The sequence below is a fragment of the Arthrobacter sp. zg-Y895 genome (genome assembly GCF_020731025.1).
In the GTDB taxonomy this organism is placed as follows: domain Bacteria; phylum Actinomycetota; class Actinomycetes; order Actinomycetales; family Micrococcaceae; genus Arthrobacter_B.
In genome coordinates this window covers 279,031-301,454 of the sequence record NZ_JAJFZY010000004.1, presented here as the reverse complement: position 1 = coordinate 301,454, position 22,424 = coordinate 279,031, and the positions used below count along the sequence as shown (strand labels likewise).

The following is a 22,424-nucleotide window of genomic DNA, read 5'->3' as shown; positions in this document are numbered from 1 at the left end:
CGGCCGGCGTTTTCGTGTCCGGTTCCGAAGCTTCCCCTGCTCAGTCCCGGCGTCGGCGCTTCAGGTACCGCTCGAATTCACGGGCAATGGATTCGCCGCTGGCTTCGGGGAGATCGGCCGTGTCCTTGGCCTCTTCCAGCTGGCGGACGTACGCCGCCACCTCCGGGTCCTCGGTTGCGAGCTCGTCCACGCCGCGTTCCCAGGCTTCGGCCTCTTCGGTCAACAGATGCGTGTCCAGGGGCGCCTGCAGCAGCTCCTCGATCCGGTTGAGCAACGCCAGCTGTGCCTTGGGTGACGGTGCCTGCCCCACATAGTGCGGTACGGCCGCCCAGAGCGAGATGGAGGGAATGTCCGCCAGGCCGGCCATTTCGGACACCACACCCACAATGCCGATGGGCCCCTCGTAGGAGGAAGGCTCCAGGCTCAGGCTTTCCTGCAGGTCCGGTTCCTCGCAGGACGCGCTCACCGGGATGGGACGGGAATGCGGAACGTCGGCAAGCAGGGCACCGGCCAGGACAATGCAGTCCACGTCCAGTTCCTTGGCCAGGGCGATGAGCTCGGCGGTGTAGGCCCGCCACTTGTAGGAGGGTTCGACGCCGGTGACAAAGATGATGTCCAGGTTGCTGTCCGGCACTTCGGCACGGGAGATTCTCGTGGTCGGCCACTTGATCCGGTGCCCGCCGGACGCCGTCCGTTTCAGCGACGGTCTGGTGAACTGGAAGTCGTAGTATTCGTCCGCGTCGATACTGGCTATTTTTTCGCTGTCCCAGTGCCGGCTCAGGAATTTCAGGGCATCGGAGGCCGCTTCACCTGCATCATTCCAACCTTCGAACGCGGCCAGCATCACCGTGACGCGTTCTGAGGACGTCCCGTCGCCAAAAAAGTCCTGGAGGCCTGTGGCTTCAAAGCCTTCGGTATTGCTCACCACTTCACACTATGCCCCGTCCGCCCCGCATGTCAGGACCGGGCAACGGCGCTTCGCGGAGAGCAAAAGAAACACCGGCTTCCGCCGCCCCGTAGACTTAGGGCATGCCCCTCCTTCCCGCAGAAGATTCTCCCCACAGCCACGCCGACGCAGCACTGCAGGCAGTTTTCTGGGATATGGACGGCACCCTCGTGGATACCGAGCCGTATTGGATCGCCGCCGAAAAGGAACTGACCTCGGATTTCAACGTCGACTGGACGGACGCCCAGGCCGAGGCAATGGTCGGCCAGGCCCTGGAGGTGAGCGCCGGCATGCTGCAACGAGCCGGTGTCCCCTTGGAAAACCGTGAAATCATCGACCGGCTGATCGGACAGGTTGCGGCACAGGTCCGCCGCGAGGTGCCCTGGCGCCCGGGCGCCCGAGAACTGCTGGCCGAGCTGCGGGCAGCGGGTGTTCCCTGCGCCCTGGTCACCATGTCAGAGCCGGTGCTCGCCCGGGAAATCATCCGCGCGCTTCCCGCCGGGACGTTCGACGTCGTGGTGACCGGTGACATGGTCAGCCGCGGCAAACCGGATCCCGAGCCGTATCAGCTGGCCTTCGACACGCTCGCCGGCTCCGTTCCGGGCCTGGCCAAGGCCGGCGTGGTCGCCGTCGAGGACTCCCTGCCCGGGGCAACTTCGGCGCAGGCGGCCGGCCTGGTGACCCTGACGGTCCCGAACTTCGTTCCGTTGCCGCCGGGTGCCTTTGAGCACGAATGGCAGTCCCTGGCCGGCCGCGGAATAGACCAGCTGCGCGAGCTGCTTCCCGGTTCCGTCCTGGAGACCGCTAGGTGAGCAGCAACGGGCCCGCCGGAACGGAACGCCGGGAAGGTATCCCGCTGGGCAGCATTGCCGGAGTACCGGTGACCCTGGCGTATTCGTGGTTCCTCATCGCCGCGTTCATCGTGGCGGTGTTCGGGCCGCAGGTGCGGGACGCCTTCCCGGGCCTTGGCGCCGGTGCCTTTGCCGTGGCCCTGGGGTACGCGGTCCTGCTGCTGCTCTCGATCCTGGCGCACGAGGCAGCGCACGCCTTGACCGCCCGCGCCTACCACTGGCCTACCTCCAAGATCGTCCTCACACTGTGGGGCGGGCACACCCAGTTCGGGGACCTGCGCTCCACCCCGGGACGCTCCCTGCTCGTTGCCCTGGCCGGCCCGGCAGCCAATTTCCTGCTGGCGGCAGCCGGATTCGGGATCCTGCAGCTCCTTTCCGAAGGAAGCGTGGCTGAGCTGGTCACCTTCATCTTTGTCTCCGCCAATGTGCTGATAGGCGTTTTCAACGTCCTGCCCGGGCTGCCCCTGGACGGCGGACGCATTGTGGAAAGCGCGGTCTGGAAGATCACCGGGTCGCAGGAACGCGGCACCATCGCGGCCGGCTGGGCCGGACGCATCATCTCCGTCCTGCTCCTGGCTGCCGTTTTCGTTCCGCCCTACCTCCGGGGAGAGACGCCCTCCCTGAGCCTTGTCCTGCTGGCCGCCCTGCTGTGCGGCTTCCTCTGGATGGGCGCAGGCTCCGCCATCTCCAACGCCCGGGTGCGCCTGCGGCTGCCGCAGGTCAGTGCCGGTGCCCTGATGGAACCGGCGGTGTCCCTGCCCGGCCGGGCAACCGTCGGCGAGGCGCTCCGGCTGGCACGCGAGTATCCGGACGCCGTCGTGGTGGTCACTGCCGCAACCGGCCAGCCGGAAGCCGTCGTGGACCGCGGCGCCCTCGCATCGGTTCCCCACGAGCAGGCCGCCCAGGTGCCGGTGAGCGCCGTCGCCCGCCCGCTGGCTGCCGGCGCCTATGTCCCCGAAGCCGCGGCCGGACAGGAACTCGTCCAGTACCTGGCCAAACTGCAGGGCAGCGAATACGCGGTCATTGACCGGGACGGAACGGTTACCGGCCTGCTGCGCCAATCCGCCGTCGTCGCCGCCGTCACCGGGAAAGCCGCCCGCCCGCAGCGCTGACACCTCCAGCTTTTACCGGCCGGCACACGCGCGCCGGCACCCATAATCCAGCAAGAGAACCAAAGGAATACCATGAACTCCGATAACCAGGCGCAGGCCGCCACTGCTGCACCCCACGGGGCCGAGATCCGCAGGGGACCGCTCCGCCCCGGGGAACGGGTCCAGCTCACCGATGAGAAGGGCCGCCGCAACACCATCACCCTCACCGAGGGCGGCGCCTTCCACACGCACCGCGGCTACCTGCAGCATGACTCCGTCATCGGACTGCCCGAAGGGTCCGTGGTGTCCAACACCGCCGGACACCAGTACCAGATCCTGCGTCCGCTGCTCTCGGACTTCGTCCTGTCCATGCCGCGCGGTGCCGCCGTCGTCTACCCCAAGGACGCGGCCCAGATTGTCACCATGGCGGACATCTACCCCGGCGCCCGCGTCGTGGAAGCCGGCGTCGGCTCCGGCGCCCTGAGCATCTCGCTGCTGCGTGCAGTCGGTGACCACGGCACCCTGCACTCCTTTGAACGGCGCGAGGAATTCGCGCAGATCGCCCGCGGCAACGTGGAGACCTTCTTCGGCGGACCGCATCCGGCCTGGGACATCACCCTCGGGGATTTCCAGGACGAAGTCGTGAAAACCGAAGAGCCCGGCAGCGTGGACCGCGTGGTCCTGGACATGCTCGCCCCCTGGGAATGCACTGACGCCGTAGCCACCGTGCTCGCCCCGGGCGGCGTGTGGATCTCCTACGTGGCCACCGTCACCCAGCTCTCCCGCACCGCGGAAGCCATCCGGGCCGACGGCCGCTTCACCGAGCCGGACGGCTGGGAATCCATGGTCCGCGGCTGGCACCTCGAGGGACTGGCCGTACGCCCGGACCACCGCATGGTGGCCCACACCGGCTTCCTGCTCACCGCGCGCCGGCTCGCCGAGGGTGCCACCGGACTCGTGGCCAAGCGCCGCGCTTCGAAAACAAACTTCAGCGAAGAGGACCTCAACGCCTGGACGCCCGCGGCCGTGGGGGAACGGGAAGTCTCCGCACACAAGCTGCGCCGTGCGGCCAAGGATGCCAGTTCTACCGTGCAGCGCGGAGCCCTCGAAAACGCCGAAAAATTCCAGCAGGAGACCGACACCCCATAACGGGGGTAACCGGCTAAACACAAGACGCCGGACCCCGTGTATCTTCCGCAGCGCTGGGTTACTGTCATTGGACAGACCCAGAGCTACGTGAAGGCGGTCGGTATGATGGCTGAACCCGAAAACGTCGGACCCGCGACCGGGGGCTCCCGCCCGGTGTCCGCAGCGGCTGTAGCAGGCACCGAAGCACGCCAACTGAATGTCCTTCGGGACAAACTCCGGAATCTGGACCGGCAGCTCGCTGCCCTTACACACAACAACGCCCGGCTCGTGGCCATGCTGGAGACCGCGAAAGCCGAAATCATCCGGTTGAAGGATGCCCTGGAAAACGAGGGAGCAACGCCCTTCAGCTTCGGCACCGTCATCGGCGTGAACCAGCGCCATGAAGCCGAACCCGGCGTGACGACCATCGCGGCAGTCCAGGAAAGCCTGGACATCATCCAGTCCGGCCGCAAACTCCGGGTCGCCGTTTCGCCCCTCCTGGACCTGGGACAGATCGTCCCGGGCCAGGAGGTGCTGTTGAACGAATCCCTGACCGTGATTGCCGCCCTCGGCTTCGAACGCGCGGGGGAACTGTTTACGGTGAAGGAGCTCCTGGAACCGGACCGGGTGCTGGTGATCGGGCGGGCCGACGACGAGCGCGTGGTGCGCCTCAACGGGCCCCTGGGCCGGGAAAAGGTCCGGGTGGGGGATGCCCTGACGGTGGACACCCGCATCGGCTACGCGCTGGAGAAGATCCCGCGCAGCGAAGTGGAGAACCTGGTCCTCGAAGAGGTGCCGGACATCTCCTACGCGGACATCGGCGGCCTCGGCCCGCAGATCGAGCAGATCCGCGACGCCGTCGAACTGCCGTTCATGCATCCCGACCTCTACCGCGAACACGGACTGAAGCCGCCCAAGGGCATCCTGCTCTACGGCCCTCCCGGCTGCGGCAAGACGCTCATTGCCAAGGCCGTGGCACACGCCCTCGCGGCACGGGTGATGGAGCAGACCGGCACGCTTGGTGCCCGCAGCTACTTCCTGAACATCAAGGGACCCGAGCTGCTGGACAAGTACGTGGGGGAGACGGAGCGCCACATCCGCCTGATCTTCGGCCGCGCCCGGGAGAAGGCCTCCGACGGCAGCCCCGTGGTGGTGTTCTTCGACGAAATGGATTCGCTGTTCCGCACCCGCGGCACCGGGGTGTCCTCCGACGTCGAAACCACCATTGTTCCGCAGCTGCTCAGCGAAATCGACGGCGTCGAGAAGCTGGAGAACGTGATTGTGATCGGAGCCTCCAACCGGGAGGACATGATCGATCCGGCCATCCTGCGTCCCGGCCGCCTGGACGTGAAGATCAAGATCCAGCGCCCCGATGCCGAAGGCGCAGCGGAGATCTTCGCGAAGTACCTGACCCCGGACCTGCCGCTGCACCGCGACGACCTTGCCGAGCACGGTTACGATCCGGTGGAAACGGTCAACGACATGGTCCGCCGCACGGTGGAGAAGATGTACGCCGAGGACAAGGCCAACGAATACCTGGAGGTCACCTACGCCAACGGCGACACCGAGATGCTGTACTTCAAGGATTTCAACTCCGGCGCCGTCATCCAGAACGTGGTGGACCGGGCCAAGAAGTACGCCATCAAGGACCTGCTGCAGCTGCACCAGCGCGGCCTGCGCATCGAACACCTGATGCGGGCCGTGGTGGATGAATTCCGCGAGCATGAGGACATGCCCAACACCACCAATCCGGATGACTGGGCACGGATCTCGGGGAAGAAGGGCGAGCGGATCACCTACATCCGCACCATCGTCCAGGGCAAGGCCGGCCAGGAACCGGGCCGGACCATCGAAACGGCGGCCAACCCGGGACAGTATCTGTGACCGTCCGCCGTGTCATGGGGACGGAAACCGAGTACGGCGTGCTCGCACCGTCCCTGCCGTCCGCCAATGCCACCGTCCTGTCCAGCCAGATAGTCAACGCGTACGCCGCCACGCTGCGGACCGGGGCGGGCAACCTGTCGGGCACCCGCTGGGACTACACCGACGAGGCGCCGCTGAACGATGCGCGCGGATTCGCAGTGCCCCGTGCCGCTGCGGATCCCACCCAGCTCACCGACGAACCGCCGGTGCTGGACGCCGAACAGATCGCCATGGAGGGCGGCGGACCCGCAGCACTTTACGGGGAACAGACGCAGGACAACCCGGTGCTGATGAACATGGTCCTGGGCAACGGGGCGCGGCTGTACGTGGACCACGCCCACCCGGAGTACTCCTCGCCCGAAGTCACCCGGCCCCGCGACGCCGTGCTGTGGGACAAGGCCGGGGACGCCGTGGTGCTGTCCGCCATGCGGCATATAGCCAGGATGCCGGGATTCGCACCCGTCAACCTGTACAAGAACAACACCGACAACAAGGGCGCCTCCTACGGGTCGCATGAAAACTACCTTGTGCCCCGCAGCGTTCCTTTCGGAGCCCTCGTGAGCGGGCTGGTGCCGTTCTTCGTTTCCCGCCAGGTCATCGCCGGTTCCGGCCGGGTGGGCATCGGCACCAACAACCAGCGCCAGGGATTCCAGCTGAGCCAGCGGGCGGACTTCTTCGAAACGGAAGTGGGGCTGGAAACCACCATCCGCCGCCCGATCATCAATACCCGGGACGAGCCGCACGCGGTGGCGGAAAAGTACCGGCGCCTGCACGTCATCATCGGGGACGCGAACCTCAGCGAGGTATCCGCCCTGCTGAAGATCGGCACCACCTCGCTTGTCCTGTCCATGATCGAAGCCGGCAGTGCCCCCGCCGTCGAGCTGCGGGACCCGGTGGGCGCACTGCAGGCCATCAGCCACGACCCGTCGCTGGAACAGCTGGTGGAACTGGCGGACGGCAGGATGGTCACCGGCCTGGACCTGCAGGAAATCTACTTCGAAGCAGCAGCGGCGCACTCCCGCGCCGGCGGCGGAACGGACGCAGACACTGAAGACGTACTCGCCCGCTGGTCCGCGTTGCTGGGCACCCTGAAGCGCGACCCCCTGGAGGCAGCCGCTTCCGTGGACTGGGTGGCGAAGCTGAAGCTGCTGCAGGCCTACCGCGAGCGCGACGGGTTGGCCTGGTCGGATGCCCGGCTGCACCTGGTGGATCTGCAGTACTCGGATATGCGCCCGGAGAAGGGGCTGTACTACCGGCTGGCGGCCCGGGGCCAGATGGAACGGGTGCTTACCGACGAGCAGATTGCCCGTGCCGTCACCTCCCCGCCGGACGACACCCGTGCCTACTTCCGCGGGAACTGCCTTACCCGGTTCCCCAAGGAAGTGATCGGAGCAAGCTGGGATTCGATCATCTTCGAACTGCCCTCCCGCCGGCGGCTCCAGCGGATCCCCACCCGCGAGCCGCTCCGCGGCACCAGGGCCCTGACCGAGGAACTCTTCAACGCATCAGCCGATGCGGAGGATTTTGTCACCAGACTCCTGACCGGTTCCGACGCCGCCGTGGCACCATAGGACTAGGATTCAACCCCCGGGCAAGAAAGGGCTAGGCATCATGGCAACCCAGGACCGCAAAAACACCGGAACGCATCCCGTCGAAGAAGAAGAGACCGAGGCCGTCCCGCCCCCCGCAGCCGAAGCGGAAGCTTCCACCGAGACTGAAGGCGTGGACGACCTGCTGGACGAGATCGACGGCGTGCTGGAGAGCAACGCCGAAGAGTTCGTCCGCGGCTTCATCCAGAAGGGCGGTCAGTAGCGGATGGCCCCCCGGGACCCCGCCGCCTCCATCCATCAAGCCCCGTCCTCTTCCTTTACCGACCATCTTGCCCTCCACCGCCCCGAGCTGCTGCCGTCCTCCCGGTCCCTGGGACCGGCGTCGCACGGTTCCGCGGGGGAGCTGGCCCCGCAGGCCACCACCATCGTTTCCCTCACCTACGCAGGGGGAGTCCTGATGGCAGGGGACCGGCGGGCCACGATGGGCAACATGATCGCCAGCCGGCACATCAAGAAAGTCTTCCCGGCGGACACCTACTCCGTGCTGGGGATCGCCGGTACGGCAGGGCTCGCCCTGGACATGATCCGGCTGTTCCAGGTGGAACTGGAGCACTACGAGAAGATCGAGGGAACACCCATGAGCCTGGACGGCAAGTCCAACCGGCTCGCGGCCATGGTGCGCTCCAACCTTCCGCTGGCGCTGCAGGGACTGGCCGTTGTCCCGCTCTTTGCCGGGTTCGACACCCAGCGGCGAACCGGCCGGCTCTTTTCCTACGACGTCACCGGCGGCCGGTACGAGGAATACGAGCACCACAGCGTCGGCTCCGGGTCGGTGTTCGCACGCGGCGCCCTGAAGAAACTCTGGCAGCCGAACCTCGACGAGGAGGATGCGGTCCGGGTGGCCGTGGAGTCCCTCTACGACGCGGCCGACGACGATTCGGCCACCGGCGGCCCGGACATGGTCCGGCGTCTGTGGCCGGTGGTCTACGTCGTCAACAGTGCCGGCAACCGGGAGATCCCCGAACGGGAACTGCAGGAACTCTCCCGTGAACTCATCGCAAGGCGCACCGCTGCCGGACTGGAGGCGTAGCCGTGACCCAGCAGTTCTACGTCTCGCCCGAACAACTGATGAAGGACCGGGCGGACTTCGCCCGGAAAGGCATTGCCCGGGGACGCTCGGTAGTCGTCCTGACCTGCAGGGAAGGTATTGCCCTGGTGGCGGAGAACCCTTCACCGTCCCTCCATAAGCTCAGCGAAATCTATGACCGGATCGGCTTCGCCGCCGTCGGCAAGTACAACGAATTCGAGTCCCTGCGCCAAGCGGGCATCCGGTTCGCGGATGTGCGCGGCTACTCCTATTCCCGCGACGACGTCTCCGCGCGCGGGTTGGCCAGTGTCTACGCGCAGAGCCTCGGCTCGGTTTTCACCACTGAGGGAAAGCCGTTCGAAGTGGAGCTGGCCGTCGCCGAGGTAGGGGAGGATCCGTATTCGGACCGCCTGTACCGCCTGAACTTCGACGGCTCTATCGCGGATGAAAGCAATTACACGGTGATGGGCGGACAGGCCGAGATCGTCAATGAAGCCCTCAGCCGGTCATGGAACCAGGACGCGGATTTCGGCTCCGCCATCCGGACGGCCGTTCAGGCGCTTTCCGCCACCCGCACAGCCAATGGTCCGGGCAACGGGCAGGCACCCGAACCGCTGGGCGCCGGCCTGCTGGAGGTCGCCGTCCTGGACCGGGACCCGCTTTCCACCCGCGGCACCGTCAGGGCGTTCCGCAGGATAAACACCGTTGAGCTGGACCGTCTGTTGTCCAGCGCGGAAGGAGACTGATGGACCGCAGGATCTATGGAGTGGAAACGGAATTCGGCATCGCCTATTCCGGCCCCGATTCGCGTCCCCTTTCCCCGGAGGAAGTGGCCCGCTACCTCTTCCGCAAGGTCGTCAGCTGGGGCCGCTCATCAAATGTTTTCCTGACCAACGGCTCACGCCTCTACCTCGACGTCGGCTCGCACCCGGAGTACGCCACCGCGGAGTGCGACGACCTGGCGCAGCTGGTGGCCCATGACCGTGCCGGCGAGCTGATCCTGGAAGACCTGGTGGAGGAGGCGGAGGACCGGCTGAAAGCCGAAGGCTTCAACGGGAGCGTCTACCTCTTCAAAAACAACACCGATTCCGCCGGCAACTCCTACGGCAGCCACGAAAACTACCTCATTCCGCGCCGGCTCGAATTTTCCCGGCTGGCGGACGTCCTCATTCCGTTCCTGGTCACCCGCCAGCTGCTGGTCGGTGCCGGCAAGGTGCTCAAGACCCAGTCCGGTTCCCTCTTCGCATTTTCCCAGCGGGCAGACCACATCTGGGAAGGCGTCTCCTCTGCGACCACCCGGTCCCGGCCCATCATCAACACACGGGATGAGCCGCACGCGGACGCCGAACACTACCGCCGGCTGCACGTGATAGCCGGAGATTCGAACATGTCCGAGACGACCATGCTCCTCAAGGCCGGGTCTGTCGACCTGATGCTGCGGATGATCGAGGCCGGCGTACTGATGCGGGACCTGCGCCTGGAGAACCCGATCCGCAGCATCCGGGAAACGTCGCATGACCTCTCCGGCCGCCAGCCGCTGAAACTGGCCAACGGTTCCACGATGTCGCCGCTGGACCTGCAGCGCATCTACCTCCAGCGCGTCCAGGACTTCGTCGCAGCCAACGGTGAGCACAACCGGCATGTCGGACGGATCATCGATCTGTGGACACGCACGCTGGACGCCGTCGAGTCCGGTGACCACTCCGGGATCGACACGGAAATCGACTGGGCCATCAAGAAAAAACTGGTGGACCGGGTGGCAGAGCGGCACGGACTCGAGATGTCTTCCCCGCGCCTGGCCCAGGTCGACCTGACCTATCACGACATATCCCGGCGCCGCGGATTGTTCTACCTGCTGCAGTCCCGCGGCGAAACGGCCCGCGTGGTGGAGGACAGCGATATCAAGGAAGCCGTGGACCAGCCGCCGCAGACCACCCGTGCCAAGCTGCGCGGCGACTTCGTCCGCCGTGCCAAGAATGCCAACCGCGACTTCACGGTGGACTGGGTGCACCTCAAGCTCAATGACCGGGCCCAGCAGACGGTGCTGTGCAAGGACCCTTTCGCGTCCGTCGATGAACGGGTCGAGGCGCTGCTTTCCACTCTCTGACCGCTCTTCGCCACCGTCCGTAAGGCACCGCCTCCGCACCTTACCTAGGCTTCATCCAGCTGGACCGGCTAGTCTGGGGCGTATTGCGGCCGCGCGGCGTCTGTCTGCCCGGCGTACCGGCAACTACGGTAAGGCCGCCCTGCTCACTGTCCACCACTGAAAGAAGTACTGTGCGTAAAGTACTAGCAATCCTCCTGCCCTTCCTGCTGTTCCTCACTGCCTGCTCCGGCGGCGATGAAGCCAAGAGCAGCGGGCCGTTGTCCTCCGTGAAGATCGAGCGGGGCGACGACGAAACCTCCGTCCCGAGCGTCGACTTCGATAAGCCGCTGAGCGTCGACGAGCCCACCCTGGCCCGGATCAACGACGGCGACGGCGACGAAGTAGCCGAAGGCCAGACGGCCATGATCCGCCTCGCGATGGTCAACCCGGAAGACGGCACGGTCGGCCAGGAGACCTACAGCGGCGAAAACGCCGAAGGCATCGCCGTGGACGAGAGCCTGAAGTCCGGCAACTCGCAGATGTACGACGCACTGCTCGGTGCTCCCGTGGGCTCCGACTTCGCGTATTACATTCCGGCCAATGAAGAAGCCGGAACCGAACCGAACTTCATCGTCTTCACCATCGCTGATGCAATGGACACGGTCCCGACGCTGAGCCCGGACGAAGCTGCTGCCCGGAACACCGACGGCACCCTGCTGATGAGCGGCGAAGACGTTAGCGCCCTTGAAGCCGAAGGAAAGCTTCCCGAGGTTTCCTTCGCCGAAGACGGCACCCCGTCCATCACCATCCCGGAAGGCGCCGAGGAACCGGAGCGCCTGGTGGTAAAGGTCCTGGAAGAAGGCGACGGTCCGGTGCTCGAATCCACCGGGACCGTGGTAGCCGATTACCTCGGTGTCAGCCTGCGGGACGGCGAGCCGTTCGACTCCAGCTACGAGCGCGGCGAACCTGCCGAGTTCCCCCTGGCGAACGTGATTCCGGGCTGGACCTACGGCCTGGCCGATCAGAAGGCCGGCTCCAAGGTCCTGCTGGTCCTGCCGTCCGAACTGGCCTACGGTGATCCCGCCGGCGGCAGCAGCCCCTCGGGACCGCTGGTCTTCGTCGTGGACATCAAGGAAGTCAAGTAGCCTTAACTCCTGACCCACCAGACATAAGGAGCACCAATGTCATTCGGAAAGCGTGAATACGACCGCCAGAAGCCGGAGATCGATTTCCCGGCCCACGATGCCCCCACGGATCTCATTATTGAGGACCTCGTGGTCGGCGACGGCCGGGAAGTAAAGGCCGGAGACACGGTTTCCACCCACTACGTGGGCGTTGCCTTCTCCACCGGCGAGGAGTTCGACGCGTCCTGGAACCGGGGCACACCCCTGGACTTCCGTGTGGGCGTAGGCCAGGTTATCCAGGGCTGGGACCAGGGCCTGCTGGGCATGAAGGTCGGCGGCCGCCGCCGGCTCGAAATCCCTTCCTCGATGGCCTACGGCGACCGGGGCGCCGGATCCGCCGTGGCTCCGGGCGAGTCGCTGATCTTCGTAGTGGACCTGCTCGGCGTTCGCTGATCCGTCCCTCCTGCCAAGGGCGGAACCGCTGTCACCTGCGACGGCGGTTCCGCCCTTTCGCATGTCCCGGCCCGGAAGGAAGGTAGATTAGCTCCCGTGTCCGCCAAGAGAACCGAACGCCTGCTGAATCTGGTCATTGCGCTGCTGTCCACGCGCAGGGGCTTCACCAAGCACGAGTTGTTCGAAGAGATTGAACTGTATTCAGAAGCCTCCACGGCAGATGCCCGGGAAAAGCTCTTTGACCGGGACAAGGCCTTCCTGCGCGAACAGGGCATCCCGGTGGAGTCCTACAGCGAAGAGACTATGTTCGAGGACAACACCACCCAGCGCTACCGCATCCGGCAGGACGCGTACCGGCTTCCCGGTGTCCGGTTCACGCCGGAGGAATCCGCCGTCCTGACCCTGGCCGCCCGTATGTGGGACCAGGCATCGCTGGGCTCGGCCGCCGCCCGCGCCCTGCGCAAGCTCCACGCCCGGGGAGTGCTTCCCGACGACGCCGCGGCCATCCCCCTCCAGCCCAGCATCCGCACCAATGACGCGCATTTCGACGAGATCTGGCGTGCCGCCACCACCCGCACGCCGGTAACCTTCGGCTATCGGCCGGTCGGCAGCACGGAGCAGTCCGTCCGGCAGGTCCAGCCCTGGGGCATGGGCAGCCGCTTCGGCCACTGGTACCTGGTGGGCTACGACCTGGACCGCGGCGCGGAACGGATCTTCCGGCTTTCCCGCATGGAGGGGCCGGTACGGCTGCGGCCAGGCGCCTACACCGTGCCCGTGGACTTCGACATCGACGCCTCGCTCGCTTCCCTGGACGACGTCTATGCGCCGCGGCCGGCAGCAGTGGAAGTCGATCCCGGCGCCGGGGCGGCCCTGCGGCTGCAGGCAGAATCCATCGAGCCCGGAAACGCTGGCCGGGACCGGCTCCAGCTGCGGGTCCGCGACCTGGATGCGCTGGCCGCGGACACCGCCGCCCTCGGCGCGGCCGCCGTCGCCGTCGAACCGGCCGAATTTGCCGACGCCGTCCGTACCGCCCTCGCCCGCGCCCTGGAAACCCAGCGCCGGCCGCTGCCGGGATTCGAACTGGCCGCCTCCGCCGCTCCGGCCCGCCGTCCGGCGTCGGGCGCGCAGGACCACCTCACCCGCCTGCTGGACCTGGTGCCCTATGTCCTGGCGAACCAGGGTGCGGACATGAACGAAACCGCCGGTGCCTTCGGTGTCAGCAAGGAACAGCTGGGCAAGGATCTGAACCTGCTGTTCGTGAGCGGCCCGCGGCATTACCCCAACGGGCTGATGGACGTCAGTTTCGACGACGACCGGATCTACATCGAGAACGCCGAGAACCTCTCCGAGCCGGTGCGTTTCGGCATGGACGAAGCCGCGGCCCTGATCGTGGGGTTGGACACACTGTCGGCCCTGCCGGGCATCGGTTCCTCCGCAGCGGTTGCCAGCGCTCTGGAGAAGCTGACCGAGGCGGCAGGGGAGGCCGGCGGCGTCGGCACCGCTGTCGCGGCCCGTCTGGACGACGAATCCGACGGCACCGTACTGGCCGAACTCCAGCAGGCGATCAGCGGCACGCGCCAGCTTGAACTGCGCTATCTGGTTCCGCGCCGCGACGAAGTCACTCTCCGCACCGTTGACCCGAGGCGGCTCTTCTCCGTGGACAACACCTGGTACCTGGAAGCGTGGTGCCACCGGGCGGAAGCGCCGCGGAATTTCCGGGTGGACCGGATCCACGGCGTGCGGGACACCGGCCCGGCGCTGACCCACGCCCCGGAGCCCGGGGCCGCATTCCCGGCCAGCCTGTTCACGCCGGGACCCCTGGATCACCGGGTGACGCTGGTCCTGGAGCCCGCCGCCCTCTGGGTGGCCGAGGCCTACGACGCCGAACGGCAGGCCCCGCTGGCGGACGGACGGACCGCGGTGGAACTGCGCACGGCGGATACCGGCTGGATTCCGGCTTTCACTGCCCGGTTGGGCGGAGCTGCCGCGGTCGCGGCGCCGGAGGAACTGCGTTCCGCCACCCTGGCCTGGCTGGAGGAGGCTGCCGCGAACTACCGGCCTGCGTAGCCGCCGGTCCGGCCGGGCGGGCAGTCTCCACTATGCTGGGGATATGCCTTGGTGGTCCTGGATACTCATTTGGCTTGCCCTCGCGGCAGGCGCTGCGGCTTTCTACGCCCTGATCGGCTACCGGCTCTTCCAAAGGTTCCTCGGTATTCTCCGGGAATTCGAAGCCGCATCTGCGAAGCTGTCCCTACGCACTCCGGATACCGTTCCGTCCACCGTCCTCGAAGAAGAGCCTGCCGGCATCTTCACGGAGCCGGGCGAAGCGCGGAAGGCCTACGACGCCGGCAAGGCGGCCCGCCGGGAGGCCCGGCGCCTGCGCCGCATCGAGCGGCGCACCGCCAAGGGACAGCCCCGCGCGTGGCGGGATTTCCCGGAACTCTGACATAGAATATTCTCCAACGAAAGGACACCGCCATGAGGCTTGAAGGCTGGCAAATCATCGTCATTGTTGTACTGGCCATTCTGCTCTTCGGCGCTCCGAAGCTTCCGGGGCTGGCAAGGAGCTTGGGGCAGTCCCTTCGCATCTTCAAATCCGAAGTCCGACAGATGAAGGACGACAATCCTTCGACCACGGCGCCCACCGATCCGGTGGAGGGGAAGGTAGTGCACCCCGCACCGCAGCCGAAGGCGTCCGAACAGACGTTCTTCCCCGGACAGACTCCGCCCTCCGGAACCCCGGGCGGGTCCCCGGATTCTGCGGGTAACCCGCCAACCAGCCGCTAGCAGCCGTGGCGCTGAACAAAGGGCGCAAATCCAACCCCGAAGGGCGGATGGCCCTCAAGGAGCATCTGCGGGAATTCCGCAACAGGCTCTTCAAGTCGGCCATCGCCGTGGTGCTGGGCACCGTGGGCGGGTTCTTCGTCTACCTGCCCGTTTTTGAGGCGCTGACCCGGCCGCTCCTGGAAGCAGGCAACAGCGGCGGCCGATTCACCACCATCAACTTCGAAGGCGTCGCCACTCCGTTCGACCAGATGGTCCAGGTCTCGGTGTTCGTGGGACTTGTGGCCTCCAGCCCGGTGTGGCTCTATCAGGCCTGGGCGTTCATCACGCCCGGACTCAAGCGCAAGGAACGCCGCGCGGCCCTGGGCTTCCTGGCCGCCGCCGTCCCGCTGTTCATCGGCGGTATTGTCCTGGCGTGGCTGATCCTGCCACAGGCAGTGCGGGTGCTTACCGATTTCACGCCCGAGGGCGGGTCCAACGTCATTACGGCTTCGGTCTACCTGGCCTTCGTGCTGCGGTTGCTCCTGGCCTTCGGCATCGCCTTCCTGATTCCGGTATTCCTGGTGGGCCTGAACCTGGCCGGCCTGTTGAGCGGGCGGACCATCATCAAATACTGGCGGATCACCGTCTTCCTGATCTGCCTTTTTGCCGCCATGGCTGCTCCCGGCGCCGACGCCCTGAGCATGTTCTACCTCGCCGCGCCGCTGCTGCTGCTTTTCGCCGTGGCGGTGGGCATCTGCCTGCTCAATGACCGGCGCCGGGTTCGGAAGCAGGCGGAGCGGGAAGCAGCAGTGGAAGCCGAAGCCGACACGGCCACCCCCATCGACAAGCTGTAAGGCCATGGACGCGTTCGCCCACCGATGATATTGGCGTTCCGCGGCGGGCGCAGCGCATAGGCTTGGTTCATGACTTCTCCTTCGGAGCGGTACCTTGCCGCAAAACAACGTTCCGAACATGCCAAGACGCAGCTGGGGGTCTTCGAGCAGTCGCTGGGCTTCGAACTGGACGCTTTCCAGTCGGAAGCCTGCCAGTCCCTCGAAGCCGGCCGCGGTGTCCTCGTCGCAGCCCCCACGGGGGCCGGCAAGACCGTGGTGGGGGAGTTCGCCGTCTATCTGGCCCTGCAAAAGGGCCTGAAGGCCTTCTACACCACCCCCATCAAGGCCCTGAGCAACCAGAAATACAGCGAGCTGGCCGCCGCTTACGGCAGTGACCGGGTGGGCCTGCTGACCGGAGACACCAGCATCAACCCGGACGCCGACGTCGTGGTGATGACCACCGAAGTGCTGCGGAACATGCTCTACTCCAACTCGGACACCCTCATCGACCTGGGCTACGTGGTCATGGACGAGGTGCATTACCTGGCGGACCGGTTCCGCGGGGCAGTCTGGGAAGAGGTCATCATCCACCTGCCTTCCGACGTCCGGGTGGTTTCGCTCAGCGCCACCGTGTCCAATGCCGAGGAATTCGGCGCCTGGCTGGACACCGTCCGCGGCGACACCGACGTGGTGGTTTCGGAGCACCGGCCGGTTCCGCTCTGGCAGCACGTGATGGTCGGCCGCGACATCTTCGACCTGTTCGAATCCGATGTTTCCTTCGACGAGGCAGCCGATGAGCAGCCCGGCGCCAAGGAACGCTACCGGGTCAACCCCGAGCTGATGGAGCTGGCGCGGGCCGAGTCCCGCGTCAACCAGCGGGGGCACTGGGGCGGTCCGCGCGGTTCCTCCCGCGGCGGACGCCGTGACTCCTCCCGCGGCGGGCGGCCCGGCGGCCACGGCGGCGGCCACGGCGGGCCGCCGATCACACGCATCCAGCGGGCATCGCGGCCGCAGGTCATCGCCCAGCTGGACCGCAACGGCCTGCTGCCCGCCATCACCTTCATCTTTTCCCGCAACGGCTGCGAGGGCGCTGTACGCCAGTGCGTCGAGTCGGGCCTTTGGCTGACGGACGAAGACGAACGCCGGGAGATTGCCCGGGTGGTGGACGAAGCCACCCAGGACATCCCCGAAGAAGACCTCGAGGTGCTGGGGTTCTGGACGTGGCGCGAGGGCCTGGTGCGCGGTTTCGCCGCCCACCACGCCGGTATGCTGCCCACCTTCAAGGAAGTGGTGGAACGCCTGTTCGCCGCCGGGCTGGTCCGCGCGGTTTTCGCCACCGAAACGCTGGCCCTGGGCATCAACATGCCGGCACGGTCCGTGGTGCTGGAAAAACTGGACAAGTTCAACGGCGAAGCGCACGTGGACATCACCGCCGGCGAGTACACCCAGCTGACCGGCCGGGCAGGACGCCGCGGGATCGACGTCGAGGGCCACGCCGTGGTCCTGTGGCAGCCGGGCACCGACCCCGCTGCCGTGGCGGGCCTGGCCTCGCGGCGCACGTACCCGCTGAACTCCAGTTTCCGGCCCACCTACAACATGAGCATCAACCTCATCGCGCAGTTCGGGCGGGAACGGGCGCGCGGGATCCTCGAGTCCTCCTTCGCCCAGTTCCAGGCGGACCGGTCCGTGGTGGGCCTGGCGAAGCAGGTCCGTTCGCGCGAAGAATCACTCGCCGGCTACGAAAAGGCGATGACCTGCCACCTGGGGGACTTCAACGAGTACGCTGCCCTGCGCCGGCAGCTCTCGGACCTGGAAAACACCGCGTCAAAAACCAAGGCGCGGAATCGGCGGAGTGCCGCCGCAGCCTCGCTGGAGAACCTGCGCCCCGGGGACATCGTGTTCCTTCCCGGCGGCCGGAACTCCGGCCACGCCGTCGTACTGGACGTGGATGCCTCCGCCCGCGAGGTGCGGCCGGCGATCCTGACCGAAGACAAGCAGATCCGGCGTATCAGCGCTGCCGACATCGATGACGTCCTTGAACCGGTCTCGCACATCCGCATCCCCAAGTCCTTCAACGCCCGCTCACCCAAGGACCGGCGCGATCTGTCCTCGTCGCTGCGCAACGCACTGCACGACCATCGGCCGCCGCGGCCGGCGTCGGCCCGCGCCAACGCCATGCACACGGCGGGCACGGAGCGGCAGGAGCAGGCGATCGCAGAGCTGCGCCGGAAAATGCGGGCGCATCCCTGCCACGGCTGCAGTGAACGTGAAGAGCACGCCCGCTGGGCCGAGCGCTGGTGGAAGCTGCGCCGGGAAACCGACAACCTCGTCGGACAGATCCGGGGCCGCACCAACACCATTGCCAAAACCTTCGACCGGGTCTGCGAGGTGCTTACCCGGTACGGCTACGTTGCCCCGGACGAGTCCGGCCTCGACGCCGTGACCCCGGCCGGACAGAAACTGCGGCGCATCTACGGCGAAAAGGACCTCCTCGTGGCCCTCTCGCTGGAGCAGGGCGCCTTCACTGACCTCGACGCCGCCGAGCTGGCCTGCCTGGCCTCTGCCCTGGTCTACCAGGCGAAGCGGGAAGAGCGCGGGCTGCGGCCGAAGATGCCGAGTGTTTCGCTGGAGTCGGCGGTGGACGTCGTCATCCGCCAGTGGTCCGAGCTCACGGACCTCGAAGAGGCGTCCCGGCTGCCGCAGACCGTCGAACCGGAACTGGGCCTGGTCTGGCCCATGTACAAGTGGGTCAAGGGCAAGCACCTGCAGGTGGCCCTGAACGGCACGGAGCTGGCGGCGGGGGACTTTGTCCGCTGGGCCAAGCAGGTGATCGACCTGCTGGACCAGCTGGCCAAGGTCCCGGACCTGCCGGCCGGCATGCGCCGCCGCTTCCTGGACGCCATTTCCCTGGTGCGGCGCGGCGTCGTCGCCTACTCCAACGTCGGCGACTGAACCGCCGCCACCCTCCATCGCCCTACAGAAAACAGGTGAGTCCTTGAACGGCAGTCCCATCCCGAGCGCCCGCACCCTGACGCTCTACCGCAACGGTTCGGTCTACAGCGCCGGCGATCCCTTTGCCACCGCAATGCTGGTCGACGGCGACACCATCGCCTGGGTGGGGTCCGAACAGGCCGCCACCTCCATCCAGGACAGCAAGATGGACGTGGTGGACCTGCAGGGCGCACTGGTGGCGCCCGGATTCGTGGATTCCCACGTCCACACCACCGAGCTGGGCATGTCCCTGGTGACGCTGGACCTGAGCGGTTGCACCTCCCTTGACGATCTGCTGGACACTGTCCGGGAGCACGCGGCGGGGACCACGGGCCTGATCCTGGGGTCCAACTGGGACGAGTCGCGCTGGCCGGAACGGCGCGCACCCACCGCGGCCGAACTCGACGCAGCCTCCGGCAACCGCGCCGTGTACCTCTCCCGCTCCGATGTGCACTGTGCGGCCGTCTCCGGCACGCTGGCGGCCGAACTTCGGCTGCAGGAGTACGACGGCTGGGACAACGGCTTCGTAGTCCGTGCCGCGCACGACGCCGCGCGCACCGTGGCGCGCGACGCCGATCCGGACCAGCGCGGTGTATTCCAGCTGGCTGCCCTGAAGCATGCGGCCTCCCGCGGGGTAGTGGCAGTCGCAGAAATGTCCGCACCGCACATTGCGCCGCCGGAGGACCTGCGCCGGTTGCTGGGCCTCGACGGTCCCCTCAGCGACGATGCGCTGCCGCAGATCCTCCCGTACTGGGGCCAGCTGGCGGAAACCGAGGCTCAGGTAGCCGGGCTGGTGGACTTCTTTGAGGGCCGGCTGCTGGGCCTCGCCGGCGACCTGAACATCGACGGATCCTTCGGTGCCCGTACGGCTGCACTGCGCGAGCCGTACGCCGACCGGCCCGACATCAGCGGCACCATGTACCTGACTCCGGAACAGGTCGGGCGGCATTTGGAGCTCATGACGAAGGCCGGACTGCAGGGCGGCTTCCACGTCATTGGCGACGCAGGGATGGACACGGCGCTGGCCGGGCTCCGCCTCGCTGCCGAGGCCGTCGGGGAGGCCGCCGTCCGGGCTGCCCACCACCGACTGGAACATGCGGAACTGACCGATGACGCCGCCATTGCCGAACTGCTGCGCTTTGGCGTCACTGTCAGCCTGCAGCCCGGGTTCGATGCTGCATGGGGCCATCCCGGCGGACTATACGAACAGCGCCTCGGGGACAGGCGGGAAAACATGAACCGGATGGCCTCGCTGCTCTCCGCCGGTGTGCCCGTTGCCCTGGGCTCCGACACGCCCGTCCTGCCACTGGACCCCTGGTCCGGTGTGCGCGCCGCAGTGTCCCATTCCAACCCCAAGGAGCGGGTCTCGGCGCGGGCAGCGTTTATCGGTCACACCCGTGCCGGCTGGCGTGCGGCAGGGGAGAGCAACTTCATGCGGGGCCAGCTGGCCGCCGGAGCACCGGCGTCCTTCGCGCTGTGGGAAGTACAGGAACTGATGGTCCAGACACCGGATGCGAACGTATCCGCGTGGAGCACGGACCCGCGCGCCGGCACGCCGCTGCTGCCCGCACTGGACAACGGAGACGAGCCGCGCTGCCTGCAGACGGTCCACAACGGCAAAGAGCTGTACCGCGCTCCGGATCTTGCCTGAACAGCGAAACTACCTGCGTGCTTCGGCCTCCTCCACACCGCGTCTGACCTGCATGGACATGAAAAGCTCCTAGTCAGGGGCCATATTGACAGGGGCTAGCCAGCACGTAGGCTATGAGGACCGTAGTCGGGTCCGGCCTTTTGAGGTATGCCGAGCGCTGTTCTGGAACTCTTTCCAGGTCTGCGCTTCGGGTGCCTTCGGCTGGCCCGTACTGCCATGGCCTGTACTACGCGCACCGGAGCAGCTGCTCCGCGGGTGCCGGTTACCGGGTCCAGCATCACACAACCGGGTGGATTCAACCGTCAGTAGAAAACAGGGCCGGCAGTTAGCCGGAACTGGCCCGAAGACGGCTGGATCCGCCCGGTTGCGCTGTCCGGGGCCGCAAGGCGCTGACCCGAGGGGCCGCACACTCCCATATACTGGATAGTCTGCCGGGGGAGTAACCCCGTCCCTGCCGCGAACAACGCGGCGTGCGTCCGCTGAAAGGCTTACTGAGTGCGTGTCCTGACTATCATCCCCACATACAACGAGATCGAGTCGCTCCCCATCACACTGAAGCGGCTGCGGGACGCAGTTCCAGATTCGGATGTACTGATCGCGGACGATAACAGCCCGGACGGCACCGGCGGCTACGCCGACGAAGCCGCTGCCAACGATCCGAAGGTGCATGTGCTGCACCGCAAGGGCAAGGAAGGACTCGGAGCTGCGTACATTGCCGGCTTCCGATGGGGCCTGGAACGCGGCTACGACATCCTGGTCGAAATGGACGCCGACGGTTCGCACCGTCCGGAGGAGCTGCCCCGCCTGCTTGAAGCCTCCAAGGCGGGTGCCGACCTCGTCATCGGTTCCCGCTGGGTCACCGGAGGATCTGTGGTCAACTGGCCGTTCCACCGGAAGCTGCTTTCCCGCGCCGGCAGCACCTACTCGCGGTTCATGCTGGGCATCCCTGTCCGGGACATCACCGCCGGCTACCGTGCCTTCCGCCGCGGCACCCTGGAGCAGCTGGACCTGGGCGCCGTCGAATCCGTCGGCTACGGCTTCCAGGTGGACATGACCTTCCGCGTGGCTCGCCTGGGCCTGAAGATCACCGAGGTGCCGATCACCTTCGTCGAGCGCGAACTCGGCGACTCCAAGATGAGCGGCAACATTGTCGTTGAGGCAATGGCCAATGTGACCCGCTGGGGTCTGACCGCCCGCTGGCGGAAGCTCACCGGACGCGGCTGAGCTTAAACGAAAAAAGCGGGGCGGGGGCCAGATTGCACCCCCCCCCCTTTTTTTTCTCTATGCGGCCCTTTACCGTCAACCCACCCGGCCCGCGGCTGAGCTTAAACCAAAAACGGGGGGCGCCCCCCTGAGGCCCCCCGCCCCGCTTTTTTGTCTCTAGGCGCCCTTGTCCGTTCACCGGACAGGGGGCCGCAAGGATTTAGGCGCTGGTGCGCTCTCCGCGGCGTTCGCGCAGGATCGTCAGGCGGTCCTGGAGGATCGTCTCAAGTTCCTCGATGCTGCGTCGTTCCAGCAGCATGTCCCAGTGCGTCCGCACCGGCTTGTCGTTGCTGGTGTCAGGCTTCTCGCCGTCCACCAGAAGCGCTTCCTTGCCGGTCTTGGAGATCCAGACCGGAGGAACGTCCGCTTCGGCAGCGAAAGTTACGAAAACACGCTCGCCGTCCTCACAGCGGTATTCCACCCGCTGGCGGGGAGCCGGCTCCACACCGGATTCAGTCTCCATGCTCTGTGCGCCCAGGCGCATACCCCGCAGGCTACGATCGCTCATCTTTTCTCCCTCTTAAATCCGCTGGATCCGCTGGCGGATCCCTTGTTATGCCGGTGCCGTACCCGCCTGCCGCCCGGAGGCGGACCGGCTGGGTGCCTAAGGCTGGCCGTCACAGCCAATACAACGCCGACGACGCCGCAGCTGTTCCCGTCGGCGGTCCCGTTCGGTGCCGC

General features: G+C 66.7%; 20 protein-coding genes. 18 read left to right on the top strand and 2 right to left on the bottom strand.

The genetic code is table 11. The annotated features are described in order from the left end of the window. Positions 1-40: 40 nt before the first annotated feature. On the bottom strand, positions 41-925 hold the full coding sequence (locus LJ760_RS08150) for a PAC2 family protein (RefSeq protein WP_227921601.1): 885 nt from the start codon (positions 923-925) through the stop codon (positions 41-43). A 104-nt stretch (positions 926-1,029) separates the two neighbouring features. Between LJ760_RS08150 and LJ760_RS08145 the strand changes: the two genes are divergently transcribed. The 18 genes from LJ760_RS08145 to LJ760_RS08060 all read left to right on the top strand — a co-directional run bounded on the left by LJ760_RS08145 (position 1,030) and on the right by LJ760_RS08060 (position 21,704). Then, positions 1,030-1,758, top strand: coding sequence for an HAD family hydrolase (locus LJ760_RS08145; protein WP_227921599.1), 729 nt, complete (start codon positions 1,030-1,032; stop codon positions 1,756-1,758). After that, a complete protein-coding gene (locus LJ760_RS08140) occupies positions 1,755-2,909 on the top strand; it encodes a site-2 protease family protein (RefSeq protein WP_227921597.1) in 1,155 nt (384 codons plus the stop codon). Before LJ760_RS08145 ends, LJ760_RS08140 begins: the two co-directional genes overlap by 4 nt. Positions 2,910-2,981: 72 nt before the next feature. After that, entirely contained in the window at positions 2,982-4,037 is a 1,056-nt protein-coding gene (locus tag LJ760_RS08135; RefSeq protein ID WP_227921594.1) for a tRNA (adenine-N1)-methyltransferase, read from the top strand. A gap of 102 nt (positions 4,038-4,139) precedes the next feature. Continuing rightward, positions 4,140-5,900 carry a proteasome ATPase gene (gene arc, locus LJ760_RS08130; protein ID WP_442860646.1) on the top strand — a complete coding sequence of 587 codons (1,761 nt, stop codon included), beginning with the start codon at positions 4,140-4,142 and terminating at the stop codon, positions 5,898-5,900. 14 nt (positions 5,901-5,914) lie between these two features. After that, on the top strand, positions 5,915-7,510 hold the full coding sequence (gene dop, locus LJ760_RS08125; RefSeq protein ID WP_227922763.1) for a depupylase/deamidase Dop: 1,596 nt from the start codon (positions 5,915-5,917) through the stop codon (positions 7,508-7,510). Positions 7,511-7,550: 40 nt separating this feature from the next. Beyond that, complete coding sequence (locus tag LJ760_RS08120; protein WP_227921592.1) at positions 7,551-7,751, top strand: ubiquitin-like protein Pup; 201 nt, start codon at positions 7,551-7,553, stop codon at positions 7,749-7,751. Positions 7,752-7,754: 3 nt separating this feature from the next. After that, a complete protein-coding gene (prcB, locus tag LJ760_RS08115; protein ID WP_227921590.1) occupies positions 7,755-8,579 on the top strand; it encodes a proteasome subunit beta in 825 nt (274 codons plus the stop codon). 2 nt (positions 8,580-8,581) lie between these two features. Next, complete coding sequence (gene prcA, locus LJ760_RS08110; protein WP_227921587.1) at positions 8,582-9,322, top strand: proteasome subunit alpha; 741 nt, start codon at positions 8,582-8,584, stop codon at positions 9,320-9,322. After that, entirely contained in the window at positions 9,322-10,683 is a 1,362-nt protein-coding gene (pafA, locus tag LJ760_RS08105; protein ID WP_227921585.1) for a Pup--protein ligase, read from the top strand. Before prcA ends, pafA begins: the two co-directional genes overlap by 1 nt. 170 nt (positions 10,684-10,853) lie before the next feature. Continuing rightward, positions 10,854-11,807 carry an FKBP-type peptidyl-prolyl cis-trans isomerase gene (locus LJ760_RS17480; RefSeq protein WP_227921583.1) on the top strand — a complete coding sequence of 318 codons (954 nt, stop codon included), beginning with the start codon at positions 10,854-10,856 and terminating at the stop codon, positions 11,805-11,807. A 36-nt stretch (positions 11,808-11,843) separates the two neighbouring features. Next, positions 11,844-12,239 carry an FKBP-type peptidyl-prolyl cis-trans isomerase gene (locus LJ760_RS08095; protein WP_227921581.1) on the top strand — a complete coding sequence of 132 codons (396 nt, stop codon included), beginning with the start codon at positions 11,844-11,846 and terminating at the stop codon, positions 12,237-12,239. 96 nt (positions 12,240-12,335) lie between these two features. Next, positions 12,336-14,306, top strand: a complete 1,971-nt coding sequence (locus LJ760_RS08090) for a helix-turn-helix transcriptional regulator (RefSeq protein WP_227921578.1) — start codon at positions 12,336-12,338, stop codon at positions 14,304-14,306. A 43-nt stretch (positions 14,307-14,349) separates the two neighbouring features. After that, complete coding sequence (locus LJ760_RS08085) at positions 14,350-14,685, top strand: hypothetical protein (protein WP_227921576.1); 336 nt, start codon at positions 14,350-14,352, stop codon at positions 14,683-14,685. Positions 14,686-14,717: 32 nt separating this feature from the next. Then, the gene (gene tatA / locus LJ760_RS08080) at positions 14,718-15,026 is read left to right on the top strand and encodes a Sec-independent protein translocase subunit TatA (RefSeq protein WP_227921573.1); all 309 of its coding nucleotides are present in this window, start codon (positions 14,718-14,720) and stop codon (positions 15,024-15,026) included. 5 nt (positions 15,027-15,031) lie between these two features. Further along, on the top strand, positions 15,032-15,859 hold the full coding sequence (gene tatC, locus LJ760_RS08075) for a twin-arginine translocase subunit TatC (RefSeq protein ID WP_227921571.1): 828 nt from the start codon (positions 15,032-15,034) through the stop codon (positions 15,857-15,859). A gap of 69 nt (positions 15,860-15,928) precedes the next feature. After that, positions 15,929-18,790: a DEAD/DEAH box helicase gene (locus tag LJ760_RS08070; RefSeq protein WP_227921568.1), complete on the top strand. Its 2,862-nt coding sequence runs from the start codon at positions 15,929-15,931 to the stop codon at positions 18,788-18,790. A 43-nt stretch (positions 18,791-18,833) separates the two neighbouring features. After that, positions 18,834-20,480 (top strand): amidohydrolase, encoded by a 1,647-nt coding sequence (locus LJ760_RS08065; RefSeq protein WP_227921566.1) that lies wholly within the window; start codon positions 18,834-18,836, stop codon positions 20,478-20,480. A 495-nt stretch (positions 20,481-20,975) separates the two neighbouring features. Further along, positions 20,976-21,704, top strand: coding sequence for a polyprenol monophosphomannose synthase (locus LJ760_RS08060; RefSeq protein WP_227921564.1), 729 nt, complete (start codon positions 20,976-20,978; stop codon positions 21,702-21,704). Between the two features lie 199 nt (positions 21,705-21,903). On the opposite strand, the gene LJ760_RS08055 is transcribed toward LJ760_RS08060, so the two are convergent. Continuing rightward, the gene (locus tag LJ760_RS08055) at positions 21,904-22,251 is read right to left on the bottom strand and encodes an RNA polymerase-binding protein RbpA (RefSeq protein ID WP_227921562.1); all 348 of its coding nucleotides are present in this window, start codon (positions 22,249-22,251) and stop codon (positions 21,904-21,906) included. Positions 22,252-22,424 lie beyond the last annotated feature (173 nt).

Bases quoted from the DNA above. Each gene is read 5' to 3' on its own strand.
- LJ760_RS08120 (WP_227921592.1), top strand. From the start codon at position 7,551: ATGGCAACCCAGGACCGCAAAAACACCGGAACGCATCCCGTCGAAGAA.
- LJ760_RS08070 (WP_227921568.1), top strand. From the start codon at position 15,929: ATGACTTCTCCTTCGGAGCGGTACCTTGCCGCAAAACAACGTTCCGAA.
- LJ760_RS08145 (WP_227921599.1), top strand. From the start codon at position 1,030: ATGCCCCTCCTTCCCGCAGAAGATTCTCCCCACAGCCACGCCGACGCA.
- prcB (WP_227921590.1), top strand. From the start codon at position 7,755: ATGGCCCCCCGGGACCCCGCCGCCTCCATCCATCAAGCCCCGTCCTCT.
- dop (WP_227922763.1), top strand. From the start codon at position 5,915: ATGGGGACGGAAACCGAGTACGGCGTGCTCGCACCGTCCCTGCCGTCC.
- pafA (WP_227921585.1), top strand. From the start codon at position 9,322: ATGGACCGCAGGATCTATGGAGTGGAAACGGAATTCGGCATCGCCTAT.
- LJ760_RS08055 (WP_227921562.1), bottom strand. From the start codon at position 22,251: ATGAGCGATCGTAGCCTGCGGGGTATGCGCCTGGGCGCACAGAGCATG.
- LJ760_RS08095 (WP_227921581.1), top strand. From the start codon at position 11,844: ATGTCATTCGGAAAGCGTGAATACGACCGCCAGAAGCCGGAGATCGAT.
- LJ760_RS08135 (WP_227921594.1), top strand. From the start codon at position 2,982: ATGAACTCCGATAACCAGGCGCAGGCCGCCACTGCTGCACCCCACGGG.
- arc (WP_442860646.1), top strand. From the start codon at position 4,140: ATGATGGCTGAACCCGAAAACGTCGGACCCGCGACCGGGGGCTCCCGC.
- tatA (WP_227921573.1), top strand. From the start codon at position 14,718: ATGAGGCTTGAAGGCTGGCAAATCATCGTCATTGTTGTACTGGCCATT.
- LJ760_RS08085 (WP_227921576.1), top strand. From the start codon at position 14,350: ATGCCTTGGTGGTCCTGGATACTCATTTGGCTTGCCCTCGCGGCAGGC.